Origin of the sequence: Paenisporosarcina antarctica, from assembly GCF_004367585.1 — a bacterium.
GTDB classification, from domain to species: Bacteria; Bacillota; Bacilli; order Bacillales_A; family Planococcaceae; genus Paenisporosarcina; species Paenisporosarcina antarctica.
The window spans coordinates 1135580-1150028 of record NZ_CP038015.1 but is presented as its reverse complement, the minus strand read 5'-3'; the positions used below and the strand labels follow the sequence as shown (position 1 = coordinate 1150028).

14 protein-coding genes are annotated in these 14449 nt (G+C 36.3%); 3 read left to right on the top strand and 11 right to left on the bottom strand.

Going from position 1 to position 14449, the window contains the following annotated elements:
- Positions 1-154: 154 nt before the first annotated feature.
- A complete protein-coding gene (ald, locus tag E2636_RS05815) occupies positions 155-1273 on the bottom strand; it encodes an alanine dehydrogenase (protein ID WP_134209361.1) in 1119 nt (372 codons plus the stop codon).
- A gap of 172 nt (positions 1274-1445) precedes the next feature.
- Between ald and E2636_RS05810 the strand changes: the two genes are divergently transcribed.
- On the top strand, positions 1446-2750 hold the full coding sequence (locus E2636_RS05810; RefSeq protein ID WP_134209360.1) for a purine-cytosine permease family protein: 1305 nt from the start codon (positions 1446-1448) through the stop codon (positions 2748-2750).
- A 92-nt stretch (positions 2751-2842) separates the two neighbouring features.
- Positions 2843-3292 carry a universal stress protein gene (locus E2636_RS05805; RefSeq protein WP_134209359.1) on the top strand — a complete coding sequence of 150 codons (450 nt, stop codon included), beginning with the start codon at positions 2843-2845 and terminating at the stop codon, positions 3290-3292.
- A 15-nt stretch (positions 3293-3307) separates the two neighbouring features.
- Here E2636_RS05805 and E2636_RS05800 read toward each other — a convergent pair whose 3' ends face one another.
- The 5 genes from E2636_RS05800 to sppA form a co-directional block, all read right to left on the bottom strand.
- Positions 3308-4522, bottom strand: coding sequence for an acetate/propionate family kinase (locus E2636_RS05800; RefSeq protein WP_134209358.1), 1215 nt, complete (start codon positions 4520-4522; stop codon positions 3308-3310).
- 63 nt (positions 4523-4585) lie between these two features.
- Positions 4586-5515: a class I SAM-dependent methyltransferase gene (locus E2636_RS05795; RefSeq protein WP_134209357.1), complete on the bottom strand. Its 930-nt coding sequence runs from the start codon at positions 5513-5515 to the stop codon at positions 4586-4588.
- Between the two features lie 135 nt (positions 5516-5650).
- Positions 5651-6157: a thiol peroxidase gene (tpx, locus tag E2636_RS05790; RefSeq protein WP_134209356.1), complete on the bottom strand. Its 507-nt coding sequence runs from the start codon at positions 6155-6157 to the stop codon at positions 5651-5653.
- Between the two features lie 27 nt (positions 6158-6184).
- Positions 6185-6778, bottom strand: coding sequence for an RDD family protein (locus tag E2636_RS05785; RefSeq protein ID WP_134209355.1), 594 nt, complete (start codon positions 6776-6778; stop codon positions 6185-6187).
- A 13-nt stretch (positions 6779-6791) separates the two neighbouring features.
- Positions 6792-7805 carry a signal peptide peptidase SppA gene (gene sppA, locus E2636_RS05780; protein ID WP_134209354.1) on the bottom strand — a complete coding sequence of 338 codons (1014 nt, stop codon included), beginning with the start codon at positions 7803-7805 and terminating at the stop codon, positions 6792-6794.
- Between the two features lie 108 nt (positions 7806-7913).
- Between sppA and E2636_RS05775 the strand changes: the two genes are divergently transcribed.
- The gene (locus tag E2636_RS05775; RefSeq protein WP_134209353.1) at positions 7914-8714 is read left to right on the top strand and encodes an NAD kinase; all 801 of its coding nucleotides are present in this window, start codon (positions 7914-7916) and stop codon (positions 8712-8714) included.
- Between the two features lie 68 nt (positions 8715-8782).
- Here the strand turns inward: E2636_RS05775 and rarD are convergent, their stop codons facing one another.
- The 5 genes from rarD to ezrA form a co-directional block, all read right to left on the bottom strand.
- Complete coding sequence (gene rarD / locus E2636_RS05770; RefSeq protein ID WP_134209352.1) at positions 8783-9697, bottom strand: EamA family transporter RarD; 915 nt, start codon at positions 9695-9697, stop codon at positions 8783-8785.
- A 249-nt stretch (positions 9698-9946) separates the two neighbouring features.
- Entirely contained in the window at positions 9947-10150 is a 204-nt protein-coding gene (locus E2636_RS05765) for an alpha/beta-type small acid-soluble spore protein (RefSeq protein WP_017379935.1), read from the bottom strand.
- 90 nt (positions 10151-10240) lie between these two features.
- Complete coding sequence (gene thiI, locus E2636_RS05760) at positions 10241-11443, bottom strand: tRNA uracil 4-sulfurtransferase ThiI (protein WP_134209351.1); 1203 nt, start codon at positions 11441-11443, stop codon at positions 10241-10243.
- Between the two features lie 7 nt (positions 11444-11450).
- Positions 11451-12584, bottom strand: a complete 1134-nt coding sequence (locus E2636_RS05755; protein WP_134209350.1) for a cysteine desulfurase family protein — start codon at positions 12582-12584, stop codon at positions 11451-11453.
- A 64-nt stretch (positions 12585-12648) separates the two neighbouring features.
- On the bottom strand, positions 12649-14352 hold the full coding sequence (gene ezrA, locus E2636_RS05750) for a septation ring formation regulator EzrA (protein WP_134209349.1): 1704 nt from the start codon (positions 14350-14352) through the stop codon (positions 12649-12651).
- Between the last annotated feature and the right edge of the window lie 97 nt (positions 14353-14449).

Below are 14449 nucleotides of genomic sequence, written 5' to 3'. Positions count from 1 at the left end.
TGTCTGGCACTTTTTATCTATGCAGAATAGAGTTATCTTAAGCAACATTTAATCGATTCGACTAGATAGTCACTTTGATTTTGTACAAAAATTCCGTAAAAAAGCATCCCCTCACCATATTGTAAATGATGTGAAGATGCTTAGAGTGATTTTATTATTGAACTAAAAGTTCTTCAGCAGCAACGTAAGGAAGACCTTGCGCATCTGATACTGCTTGATACGTAACATGTCCATCTAGTGTGTTAAGTCCTTTTAAAAGTGCTCCGTTATCTAAACAAGCTTGTACATATCCCTTGTTTGCAATTTGCACTGCATAAGGAACTGTTACATTTGTTAATGCCATTGTTGATGTACGTGGAACTGCACCAGGCATGTTTGCTACTGCGTAATGAACAACACCGAATTTTTCGTAAGTTGGATTATCATGAGTAGTAATTCGATCTGAACTTTCGAAAATTCCTCCTTGGTCAATTGCAATATCGACAATAACTGATCCAGGTCTCATCGATTTAATCATTTCTTCTGTAACAATTTTAGGTGCTTTTGCTCCTGGAATTAATACAGCTCCAATAACAAGATCAGAATTTTTAACTGATTCTGAAATGTTAAATGGATTTGAAATTAATGTTTGCACATCGCGACCAAATAATTCTTCTAATTGACGAAGACGATCTGGACTTAAATCAATGATAGTAACTTCTGCTCCCATGCCTACTGCAACACGTGCAGCGTTTGTACCAGCGATACCACCGCCAATAATTGTTACTTTACCACGAGAAACTCCAGGTACACCACCTAGTAATATTCCCATTCCTCCGTGGATTTTTTCTAAGAATTGTGCACCAATTTGAGTAGACATACGTCCAGCTACTTCACTCATAGGAGTTAACAATGGCAATGAATTATTTGGAAGTTGGACGGTTTCATATGCAATTCCAACGACTTTGTTGTCCACTAATGCTTTTGTTAATTCTGGTTCTGGAGCTAAATGTAAATATGTAAACAAAATTAGACCTTCATGAAAATAACCATATTCAGATGCAATTGGTTCTTTTACTTTCATAACCATATCCTGTGCCCATGCTTCTGTAGCTGTTGCAACAATTTTTGCACCTGCAGTTTTGTATGCTTTATCCGTGAAGCCCGAACCAAGTCCTGCTCCAGTTTCAATAAATACTTCATGTCCGAAAACTGATAAGTTAACGACACCAGCTGGCGTCATTGCAACGCGGTTTTCATTGTTTTTTATTTCTTTTGGAACTCCAATTTTCATTAATAAATCCTCCTCTGTATATAGTTAAATTGTAAATAAGTCATGCATCGACATTTTCACAATTATTGAAAGCAAATCCAGTCTATCAGATATAACTGAAAATGGCTAAAAAAATATTGTGAAATTTTAAAAATAGATCACTTTGATGATTATAAGGAGGGTGTACAGCAAAATGACACGACCAAGTAAGAGGAATTTCGAGCAATATGGACTTGAGCCAGTCCCTTCATCCCTTAAAGTTTCAACATGGAAAGAGTATGCAATTATTGCATTTGCTTTTTCTGTAAATGCCGGAAATTTTTTAGTTCCAGCATTAGCTGTTACACAAGGAAATCTTCCCTGGCTAGCTGCTTTTTCAGCTGTTTGGATTGGCGCTATTTTGGCATTTTTATGTGTATCTGCTTTATCTATACCAGGTGCACTGTACGGTCTCCCTGGTCAATATATCCTTCGTGCTTTTGTCGGATCTTGGCTAGCAACAAAAGTCGCATCACCCATTCGTGTTTTAACTTCAATATATTGGTTCAGTGTACAAACAATTGGCGGTACATATATTCTCCAATCAGTTATTTCAAATTATTTTAATATCCGTATACCTTTTGCACTGTTAGCTATCTTAACTGCCAGTTTAATGGCTTACTTAGCACTTGTTGGGTATGATGCTGTAAAAAAAGTGACTCGTGCATTTTTGCCGATATTAATTATTGGCCAAGGTCTTATGCTCTTTATTATCGTCTCGGAACTTAAAGTAACCACAAGCTCATCTTCTGAAACATCGATACACTGGGGGATATTTTTCTTTTATATGAGCTTAGCCTTTGTCCAATTTATCTCGGGCGTTAGTGCTTCAAGTGATATGACTCGTTACGCAATATCTGCACGTCAAGGATTTGCGGGTATGTTCCTTGGAAATTCTGCAGGCTATTTCATGACTGCACTTATTGGAACTTTAGTGGCTTCATATTATCAATCTACAAATCCATTTGTTGTTCTTAGCGAACAAGCAATGAGTCCATTCATTGGTCTTTTCATAACGTTAAGTGGGTTACTTGCCATGATTTCTATTAATATTGGCAATGCTTATACTGGTAGTTTTAGTTTACTTAATACTTGGCCCACTCTTGGAAGAATTAAAAGTGCACTGTTATTTGGACTTGTAGGGGTGGTATTAAGTTGTTTCCCTAGCCTAGCTAACGAAGCTGCGTCAATTATTTCATTTTTAGGAGCGGGAATTATTCCTTTATCAGCAATTATTGTAATGGATTATTTATGGGTTAAAAAAGGGTTAATTACTAATGAACAGCTCGTCAAAGTCGTCAGTGGATCTTATAAACTTAACATTCCGGCCGTCCTTACTTTTACAATCATGAGCATTTCCTACTTGCTCATCCCTAAAGAGTTTTCACCAGGCATGTTGATCTTTATTTCCAGTTCGATTATTTACCTTCTATTTAAAAAGGTGATAGTCACAAATTAGACGAATATTATAAAAAAATTTTAGATATTTGAAGGAATAACAGTACATTTATAGAAATATATATACTAGATACATCTGAAGGAGGAAATATTATGACATTATCATACAATCATATTTTAGTAGCTGTTGACGGTTCTAAAGAAGCAGAATGGGCTTTCAAAAAATCAATTGATATTGCACGACGTAATAATGCCACTTTAAATCTTGCAAACGTAATTGATACACGGTCATTTGCAGCGATTGAAGCATATGATCGCTCTATTGCAGATCGCGCACTTTCTTTTGCTGAAGAATTACTCGGCGACTATAAGAAACAAGCCGAAGCAGCTGGGGTAAGCAAAGTAAATGTAATCGTTGATTACGGTTCTCCTAAAACAATGATTGCTAGAGACGTTGCAAAAAAAGTAGAAGCAGATCTTATCATTTGTGGTGCTACTGGTTTAAGTACGGTTGAACGCTTCCTTATTGGTAGTGTATCTGGACATATCGTCCGCGCAGCAAAATGTGACGTGCTAGTTGTTCGTACAGAAGAACTTAACTAAAAAATCCCAAAGGCTTCATATAGCCTTTGGGATTTTTTTATTTATAGTAGCTAATCTCACCGTATCTCTCGCTATCATCACTTCTTCATTCGTTGGAATGACCAACACTTTTACTGGCGAATATGGAAAGCTGATAAACGCTTCTTTTCCGCGAATTTTATTTAAGTCTTCATCCATGTAGACACCCATAAACTGGAGACCAGCTAACACTTTTGAACGAATTACATCGCTGTTCTCTCCAATACCAGCTGTGAAAATAATCGCATCGACTCCGTTCATGCGTGCTGCGTAAGATCCGATATATTTGTGAATTCGATTAGCAAAAACATCGAGGGCAAGTTGCGCTCTTGAATTTCCTTTTAATGCTTCTACTTCAATATCCCGCAAATCACTTGAAAATCCAGAAACACCTAGCATGCCGGATTTTTTATTCAAAATATCTAATACTTCTTCTGCACTTTTATCGGTCTTTTCCATTAAAAATGGAATGAGGGCCGGATCTAAGTTACCAGAACGTGTACCCATCGTGACGCCAGCTAAAGGGGTGAACCCCATCGATGTATCAATTGATCGTCCCCCATCAATAGCGGCTATGCTAGCACCATTTCCAAGGTGACACGAAATTAATCGAATCGTTTCTAATGGACGATTCAACATTTGCGCAGCGCGTTCAGATACATACTTGTGAGAAGTGCCGTGAAAGCCATATTTTCTAATACCAAATTTTTTATAGTAATCATAGGGAATTGAATACAAATAGGAACTTTCAGGCATTGTCTGATGAAATGCCGTATCAAAGATAGCTACTGCAGGCACTGTTGGTAATACTTTATTAAATTCCTTAATTCCAGTGATGTTTGCAGGATTATGAAGTGGTGCTAAGTCTGAAAGTTGTTCAAACACTTTAATTGCCTCGTCATCAATTAACACAGAATCTCTAAATTGTTCACCTCCGTGAACTAGCCGATGACCGATGGCGTCTATTTCATTTAGAGAGTTTACTGCTTTTTGTTCAACCAAATAGTGAAGAAGTAATTGCACAGCTTCTTGGTGATTCGGTATTTTTTCAATTAGTTTTAATTTTCTCCCGTTTGTTGTCATAGAAAATATGGGTTCTTTTAACCCAATACGTTCGATTAATCCTTTTGCAACAACATGCTCTTCGGGCATTCGCAACAATTGAAATTTCAACGAAGAACTCCCTGCATTGATTGCCAATATATTGACCATAAAAAAACGCCCTTTCTCCACCTATACAGTTATTGTACAGGTGAAAAAAGAGGCGAACAACTTTTAATTCATATTTTCTTGACGCCACATATTTACTTTTTCAAAGAATAAAGACATGGCATCCTTATTTGACATATTCGGGACTTTTGCCAGTAACACTTGTTTGGGTTGTTTAAGTTCAATTGATTTCTTTTGAAGTATCAATATACTTTTTGCATGTGCTTCATTTTTAAACAAGTTCACAGGCAATTGAATGACTGCTTGAATCCATGCATGATTAGAAAAGTAGGCATGTAATTCTTTTGCTTGCTGAGATTCAAATATTCCTTGTGGGACTATGAATACTAAATATCCACCGTCAACCGTGTGACGTATCGATTGCTCAATCATTAAATGGTGAGAGAACGACATGCCTTCTTTCGCTTTTAGCTCATAATCAGAAGCTGTTTTATCATCTGGATAATGGCCAACTGGCAAATCACTGATGACAACATCAACAGGATCTATTAGTAATGGTTGTAATGCATCTTGTCTATAAAGAGTCACTGGCTGTTGTAATAAATCACCGGTAGATGCTGCCAGTCGTATCAGCATATCATCAATTTCGACAGCTGAAGACGTTGCTTTACCCTCTAGAAAGTTTAGTACAGTAAACAATAAGTTACCAGTCCCTACGGCAGGATCTAGTATAGACAAATGTTGTTTATCTTTCGTTAATTGGTCAACGAAATATCCCACTAGTAACCCCAGTGAATCAGGTGTCATTTGATGATGTGCTTGGACATGTTGTTTCATACCTTTTAAAATAGCAAGTTGAATTGCTTTTCGAATATCCTCTTTTAATACATTTTGGATGTCCGGTTCAATTTCGCCATCCAACCACATTTCAGTCGTTTCCAATACACCTTCGATATACGTTAAATCCTCTGCAGTTTTCAATTTTATTGCATGCTCATCTATAAATGTGAAAAGTCGTTCCATTGAACTGTTCATATAGTTCCCCTTTAAAAAGACATAACTTATATACATAGTGGTGCAAAGTTTTGTTTACTTATATTACAAAATAATAATATTTTATCTGTGCAAATGGGAAACCCACTCAAAAATTCGAGTGGGTTTCTGTAACACTTATTTCTGTGCTGCTTTTACAGCTTCAATTGCTTTTTCATAATCTGGGTGCTCTGTTGCTTCTGAAACATACTCAACATATGTAACCTTGTCATTACTATCAACTACAAAAACGGCACGAGCAAGCAATCGCAATTCTTTAATTGCTACTCCATATGCTTCACCAAATGATAAATCTCGGTGATCCGATAATGTTTGTACTGCATCTATTCCTGCAGCTGCACACCAACGTTTTTGTGCGAAAGGTAAATCATTTGATATTGTTAAGATGACAACATCATCCCCAAGTTCAGCAGCACTTTCATTGAATTTACGCGTTTGAGCGTCACAAGTACCAGTGTCTAACGAAGGAACTACACTAAATAATCTCGTTTTCCCTTTTGAATCTTGTAATGTAACCGAACTAAGATCGTTAGCTAATACTGTGAAATTTGGAGCTAAGTCACCTACTTTTACTTCTTTACCTAATAATGTAATCGGGTTTTGCTTAAATTTTACTTGTACCAAGATAACGCCTCCCTTTTCTCTATTCTACTAAAATGCTTTCGGCTGATGCAACTGACTTGCTTCAGAAACAGGTTGATATGTTGTTTCGACCTTTTTTTCATAAGCTTGTTCATGGATAACCATCGTATCCGCTATAAGGTCATGTAGTCCTTGTTTTTTAGGAGTAAATCCGACGATCCAATATAATGGTAAAATCGTTGCAGAGAAAAACCGACCAATCCACTCACGAAATAATATAGAGATAAATGATAGTGAGTCGCCTTTTAGGGAAATTACACGTAACCCAAAAATCATTTTACCAACGGTTTGGTAAAAGTACTTTGTCATACCTACAAAATACGCATAAAAAATAATTCCTGTTAAAAAGCCAATTGGTGCATACCATGTCGTCCCTTGTACATCCCATCCAAAAATACGAAATAATGGGTAAATCACGATAGAAGAAATGGATGAAATGACAAGTAAATCAATTAAATACGCCCAGAAACGAACCCAAAACCCCGCCGGCTTGTGTATAAACTGTTCTTTCCTTTCGACAGTGTAAGCTGGGTTTTGAGATACAGTTTGATTATCTTTTTCTATAGATGTTTCGAGTTCAAAAGGCTTATGTTGATCAGTCATCTACGGTTCCTCCTCACTTTTCACCGTATAAGTACATCATACGCGGTGCATTATAATCCGAAAGTAAACGTCCAATCAATTGAGATTCTACGTCTCCTCCAAATAATGATTGTGTTTTCATTGAAAATAGACTCGAGAAGTTTTGAGTGTAATCATATTCCATAACTTCTGCATCTGCTAGATTAAAATCTTCGCGAACAGCAGCAATAACATCTTCTAGGTATCCATATTCGTCTGCAAGTCCTGCTTCAATAGCTTGACGTCCATTCATAATACGACCATCAGCCACTGCTTTTACCTCAGCCTCCGTCATGCCACGACCTTCTTCAATAATGTCCACGAATGATTCATAAGATTCATCAATCATTTCTTGTAGCATTGCACGTTCATCTTTAGTCATATCACGAGTTGGACTCATAATATCTTTATATGGACCTGTTTTTATGGTAACGAAATCCACACCATACTTTTCAGCAAGTTTACCATAGTTAACGCTTTCCATAATGACGCCAATTGAACCTGTTAGTGTTTCTTTATTCAGGAAGATTTTTTCTGCAGGAGCCGCAATATAATATCCACCTGAAGCAGCCATACTACCCATTGATACATAAAACGGAACGCCGACTTCTTCTTGAACTTCTTGAATTTTATTATAAATTTGGGCTGACTCTACAACTCCACCACCAGGTGAATTGACTTGCAATACCACTGCTCTAATTGAATCATCGACTTTAATCATTTCTAATTGATCCATAAAGAACTGGTGATTATACCCTACTGCTCCAAATAATGAAGTAGCTCCCCCAGTATTTTGAATCACTCCATCGACTGTTAAAACAGCAATGCGTTTTGACGAATCTCCATCTTCTAATACTGTTTCTGCATAGCCACTTTCTGGTAAAGATAACATTTTTTCGAAATTTTCTGTCAAATCATTGCTAAACGCAAACGATGCAATATTGATGATAATAGACATACTGAATAATAGTGCTGCTGCCCCTAAAGCAATCCAACGTTTTGTATTCATTTAAATGTTCCTCCTTTTTCTACTCTCAACGTAATACGAAATCAATGCCGAAATGTTTCAAAACATGGTAAAATAACGACAAGTATTCATGGAAAGGACGTGACGGTATTGTCCGAACGTACACATATTTATATTTACACGAAGCATGATGAAAAATCTTTGGAAAAAAAAATGATTCTAACTGAAATGTTCTCGAAATATGGATTTACTGCTGTTGACGATGCCCAAAATTCAAACATTATTATTAGTCTTGGCGGAGACGGGGCATTCCTTCAAGCAGTTCGAAAAACCGGTTTTCGTCAAGACTGTTTATACGCAGGTATTTCTACCACAGGCACGCTAAGTATGTATTGTGATTTCTATTTCCATGAGATGGAGACGATGATCCAAGCAGTTCTTCGTTCGGAAATTGAAATACGTCGCTACCCTATTTTACAAGTTATTGTCGATAACAATCCACCTTTTTATTGTTTAAATGAATTTAGTATTCGTTCAAATATTATTAAAACTTTTGTCCTCGATGTGGTGATTGATAATTTACATTTTGAAACCTTCCGTGGCGATGGCATGATTATTTCTACACCTACTGGAAGTACGGCTTACAATAAATCGGTCAATGGGGCGGTTGTTGATCCACTTCTACCATGTTTTCAAGTATCTGAACTCGCTTCAGTTAACAGCAACACATACCGATCACTTGGTTCATCTTTCATCTTAAGTGGTCAACGTCAATTAACCTTACGCTTAAAACAAGATGGAAATGATTTTCCAACAATGGCGATGGACAATGAATCGTTAAGCATTAAGCATGTAGAGTCCGTCAATATAACATTAAGTGACCGACTTGTAAAAACAGTCAAACTAAAAAATAATTCATTTTGGGAAAAAGTAAAACGAACTTATTTATGACACGAAAAGCGGAGAGATCCACTCTGGTTAGACTCCAAGATGAAAACTCATATTAGCACTTGTATTTTTTATAGTTTCGCTAATTCGAGTTTTCTTAATCTAGCTTCCATTACTTTAGATACTGTAAATAAAATTAGAGCAAGCCAAATTAATGAAAATGATAAAAAATCAATCATAGTAAAAGTTTCCCCATAAATGATGACACCTAAAAATAACATAGATGTTGGTGCAATATATTGTAAAAATCCAATCATATATAACGGAATTCGTTGTGCTCCTTTTGCAAAAAGGACTAGTGGAACTGCAGTTGCTACTCCTGTTAAAACTAATAAAAGATCTGTTTGGATCGTATCATGAAAAAATACTGCGCGGTCTGATATAAATAAATACATATAGTACATTAACGCAAATGGTACTATAAATAGTGTTTCAATCGTTAATCCACGAAGAGCATCTAACGGAATTATTTTTTTCATTAAACCGTATAAAGCAAAGCTAATTGCAAGTGCAAATGAAAGCCAAGGGAAGCTACCGTAAGAAATAGTTAAAATGATAACTCCAATTGTAGCAATCACAAATGCTACTTTTTGTGCTGTTGAAAGACGTTCCTTTAAGAATATTATTCCAAGCAATACGGAAATCAATGGATTAATGTAATATCCCAAACTCGTACTAACCATATGATTATTATTCACAGCCCAAATGAATAAGAACCAGTTGACAGATATTAATGTGGAAGCAAGAAACATACTCCAAAAAGCTTTTTTATTTTGCCATAATGTTTGAATATCTACTACTAAAATTTTAGTTTTTTTCATTAATACTACAATGAGCAATGTGAATATAAAAGCCCATAGGACTCGACTTGCTAATATCTCATCACTTTGAACATGGTCAATAGACTTCCAATAAATTGGTAATACACCCCAAGCTAAATAGGCACCCATAGCCCAAATGACACCTTGACGTTCCTTTTCTAACACGTTTTCACCTCATTAGTTTGACTCTCGAAATACAATTCATTATAGAGCCCTTTAGAGGGAAAGTAAATGACAAAAACTATTCTTAAAAACCTTTTTACAAAGACGATAATATTTAACTTCTCTTTTTCAATACTCAATATTTGCATGTTCCCGAAAAGCATAAGTCACTCATTACATGGTTAAACTTAGTTTTAAGACAAATAATAAAACCGGCAGCTTTCGCTACCGGTTCATTGATGATTAAATTAATTAGCTTTTGTACCCGCCGTTTAATTGTTGCTCTGCCATTTGTACTAAACGCTTAGTAATTTCTCCGCCAACGGATCCGTTAGCACGCGCTGTAGCATCTGGTCCAAGCTGTACACCGAACTCTTGTGCAATTTCGTATTTCATTTGATCTAGAGCTTGTTTTACACCTGGAACAGCTAGTTGATTAGAATTTTGATTTGCCATGTCTGTGTCACCTCCTTGTTGAATATAGAATGTGCCGGCTCGGCAAATTCATGCATGAACAAGAAGTAGTAATTGATGGAAATACTTTAGTTATAAAAAATCCGAGAATTTATCTTCTTTCTTTTTAGGAAACATCATTATTTCACGGTCGCTCACTGCTTGTGTAACCATATCATCGAAAGATTTAAAGCTTTCATAAAACTCCACTTTTTCAAGCTTTGGTTTTGTTTTTGGACTTGCCGGCGTGAAAATTGTACAGCAATCTTCATATGGTCGAATGGATACATCGTACGTATCGATTTCCTGAGCAATTGTAATAATGTCTTGTTTATCAAATGCAATAAGTGGTCTCAACACTGGCGTAGTTGTTACTGCATTAATTGCCGTTAAGCTCTCTAATGTTTGACTAGCTACTTGTCCCAAACTTTCACCCGTAATAATAGCCAACGCTTTTGTTTCTTCCCTAACTAAATCCGCGATTCTTAACATCATTCTCCGAGTTGTGGTCATTGATACATTATCAGGAATTTGTTTTTGAATCTCTTGTTGAATTGCAGTAAATGGAATGATGTGCAGTTTAACGGACGCACCAAATCGACTTAATTTTTCTGCTAAATCCATTACTTTTTCCTTTGAAAGTTCACTAGTGAATGGAGGACTGTAAAAATGAATGGCATCTAACCGAACTCCACGCTTTAACATTTGATACCCAGCAACAGGACTATCGATTCCTCCTGATAACATTAGAATCGATTTACCATTCGACCCAATTGGTAAACCTCCTGCGCCTGGAATAATTTCAGCGGACATATATACGCCTTCTTTTCTCACTTCTACACGTAAATCGATATCAGGTTTCTTCATTTGCACTTTAATTTCCGGGAATGAACGTAGCACATGAGAACCAACATATTGTTGAAGTTCATTTGTTTCCATTTCAAATGGCTTGTATGAGCGCTTAACACTAACTTTAAATGTTTTATCAGTTCGGTCAAGAGAGTCCATAACTTTTGTAGCTGTCTGTTTAATATCCTCTAGATCTAAACTACAAGATGCAACTGGGCTAAAAGATTGAATGCCAAAAATACGAGGCAGTCGTTCAATTATTTGATCCATTGTTTCTTTTTCATGTGGTCTAATAAACATGCGATCTCGCTCCGTAATAATTTTAAATTTCGGCAAATCAGCAAATGCGTAGCGGATATTGTCACGTAGTCGACCTGTAAATGCATTTCTATTTCTTCCTTTTGTAGATAATTCACCATATCGTATTAATAATTCTTTCCATTCCATGTTTGATTTACTCTCCTTTTAGTTGTTTCATAATTATAGAAAATTGTTCGATAAAATGTTCAATTTGTTGATTTGTATTACTTGTACCTAGACTAATTCGTATTACACCTTTAGTAAAGTCATCTGATAAACCAATTGCTTTGATTACATGACTAATTTTCGTTTGTTTAGAGGAACAAGCACTCGAAGTTGATACAATAATTCCCTTGGCTTGTAGCGCGTTGACAAGTACTTCACCCTTTATATGGCGAACACTAATAGTTAAAATATGTGCTGCCGCATCGTCTGGAGATAAAATACGAACATCTTTAAAGTTATCCATAGAGCTTCGTAATTTCCGATTCCATTGAACGTATTTGGTAAGCATCATATCTTGATTTTCAAAGGCTAGTCTCATGGCTTTTGAAAACGCCACAGCTTGCGCAACAGGTACCGTTCCACTTCGCAAGCCAAACTCTTGTCCTCCTCCAACAATTACCGGTTCAAATAGTACATTATCTTTCCAAGCAACAATCCCTGACCCTTTCAAGCCATTAAATTTATGACTAGATAATGTCAATACGTCGGCACCTAGCAAAGGAAAAGTAACTGAATATTTTCCATAACTTTGAATCGCATCTACATGAAATACAGCACGGCTATTGTCATGAATTACAGAGGCTAAGTTTTCAATTGGTTGCATACTGCCTAGTTCATTATTTATGTGCATAATACTGACTAGAATCGTATCTTTTCGTAACCTTACTTTTACTTCCTCAACTGAAATCAACCCTTTATTATCCACAGGTAAAATTTCCACTTCAAAACCTTGATGCTCTAGTTGAATCATTGACTCTAATACTGATGGATGTTCAATGTTTGATGTGATAATGTGTTTGCCACGTCCTTGCAAATTTTTAGCAAGCCCATGTATAGCAAAGTGATTGGATTCTGTTCCACCTGATGTGAAAATAACTTTTGTTGCATCTGTTTTGAGCATATCTGCAATTTGTTTTCTTGCACGTGATAAAAGGGTTTGTGCATCTACACCTAATTCATGTAACGATGCAGGATTTGCATAAAACTCTTGGTTCACTCTTATGAATGTGTCCAGAACTTCTTTATTTGGTTTTGTTGTAGCACTATGATCAAAATAATTCACGGCTGTACTCCTTTTCGCTAGAAAACCACCAACACGTGTTGTGCGGTGGTTTCAATTGACCTTATTATGAACGCCAAGCGTCATCTTTGACAAGTACTTCGATTCGTTTCATTGCTCCAGGTTCTACTTCTTCCACAGCGGTTGCTGCATCTTCAAGAGCCTTCGTGTATCGGAGTTGTCGGAATGCCTCTTCAGCCTCTAACAAACGCTGATTCATGCGTGGATTACTCGCACGATAGCGGTTTCCATATTGAATAATTCGTTCTATCAACAATACGTTTTCAAGCATTTCTTTCGCTTTCGCATGGACTTCATGAATACATTTATCCGCTTTGGCTAAATATGTATCCACCAATTTCATATTAAGTGGTACTTCTTGTAGGCTTTGCATAACTAAGTAAATGTGTTCTTCTGCTTCTTCTAAGCGAACGTCCATCTCTTCAGGAATGCCTGGCATATTCGCTTTATGTACCATACGATCAGTTTCATGCAATAAACGTTTTAATTCATCTAAGTTTGTTCGAGCACGATTTTCATCAATCCGTAAGCTTTTTAAGCTATTTGAAAAATGATCTTGCTCCGTGTATAAATCCTCTAAATCAGATGAAATGAGAGTCAATTCATCTTGTAAACTTGAATATGCTAATTGGTCCTCACTTGCACGTTGTGCGACTAAATCATAGCGTTTTTGCAATGTTTCAATTTGTTTCAAACAAACTTGAGGAATTCCCGCTTGTTTTTCGGGTAAGTGATAGCTTTGTTGAACATACGCAGCTTCATCACTAGTTTGACGAGTAATAGTCGTTACCTCGGCTAATCGGAGCTCTGTCGGTTCGCGATATTGGTCTACATAACGTTTAGCCATTACTTCTTTTTCCAGCATGTCATAGAAAGCTTCAATTTCATCTTTCATCTGTTCAATTCGCGTTGAAACCTCATCAATTTCAAGTTCAATGATTGAATTCTTCATTAGAACTAATTCCTCATCTAACATATTTAATTGGTCTGTCATTTCAAGATGTTCTAAATAATACGATTGTTCTTCCATTTCACGTTGACCGTTACGTAACTCGTGAATACTTGCGGGTATTTTATATTGAACATCGCTTAACAATGAAGGTATATCCTGTAATAAGGCAAGCAATAATTGAGAGTCTTCATTTAGTTTAATTACGATTTCGCGAGCTTGTAAGTAGTTTCCACTTTCAGTTAATTGATCATATTCGTCAAATTTAGGACCGAATTGTTCCATTTTTTTCTCGAGTGGGATAGCTGCTGAGCCGAATGAATGCTGGTGAGCAAGCAATGTCTTGCGAGCCATACGATATTGTTCTCTAATATAATCCATTTCAATACGGTTTTTTTCTTCACTGCCAATTAATTGTTCAAGCTCTTTTAAAATTAGTGACATTTGCTCATCACTTTGTTGAATGCGTTCTTTAATTTCTATTTCGATTGCTGTCGCACTTTTAAATCGTAACCTATCTAAGCATTCTTCAGCATCAAATAGTAATGAATCAATTTTAGGCATATGAGTATCCATTACTTCTGTCCATTTGTTACGCCAGTTCTCAAACATTTCTTCTGTTTGTCCATTCATGTTAAGCTGTTTGACTTTCGTCATTTCTTCTAATATTGGTTTGTTTTGAATTTGTTGTTTTGCATGTTCTAGTCTTTCAATTTCTTTGTTATGTTTACGACGGACCATAAATCCGAATACGAGTAATGCAATTAGTACGATGATTGCAATGATGATATACTTAGTCATCGTAAGCCCCCTGTTCCAACACGGTCTATGCCATTTTATACTTTTAATCTTACCATGAATTAAATGTTTATGTTGACGAAAATTGAAGAATTTTGCA

Excerpts from the sequence above, each read along its gene's own strand:
- thiI (WP_134209351.1), bottom strand. The coding sequence starts at position 11,443 with ATGGAATGGAAAGAATTATTAATACGATATGGTGAATTATCTACAAAA.
- E2636_RS05810 (WP_134209360.1), top strand. The coding sequence starts at position 1,446 with ATGACACGACCAAGTAAGAGGAATTTCGAGCAATATGGACTTGAGCCA.
- E2636_RS05765 (WP_017379935.1), bottom strand. The coding sequence starts at position 10,150 with ATGGCAAATCAAAATTCTAATCAACTAGCTGTTCCAGGTGTAAAACAA.
- ald (WP_134209361.1), bottom strand. The coding sequence starts at position 1,273 with ATGAAAATTGGAGTTCCAAAAGAAATAAAAAACAATGAAAACCGCGTT.
- ezrA (WP_134209349.1), bottom strand. The coding sequence starts at position 14,352 with ATGACTAAGTATATCATCATTGCAATCATCGTACTAATTGCATTACTC.
- sppA (WP_134209354.1), bottom strand. The coding sequence starts at position 7,805 with ATGAATACAAAACGTTGGATTGCTTTAGGGGCAGCAGCACTATTATTC.
- E2636_RS05805 (WP_134209359.1), top strand. The coding sequence starts at position 2,843 with ATGACATTATCATACAATCATATTTTAGTAGCTGTTGACGGTTCTAAA.
- E2636_RS05785 (WP_134209355.1), bottom strand. The coding sequence starts at position 6,778 with ATGACTGATCAACATAAGCCTTTTGAACTCGAAACATCTATAGAAAAA.
- E2636_RS05795 (WP_134209357.1), bottom strand. The coding sequence starts at position 5,515 with ATGAACAGTTCAATGGAACGACTTTTCACATTTATAGATGAGCATGCA.
- E2636_RS05800 (WP_134209358.1), bottom strand. The coding sequence starts at position 4,522 with ATGGTCAATATATTGGCAATCAATGCAGGGAGTTCTTCGTTGAAATTT.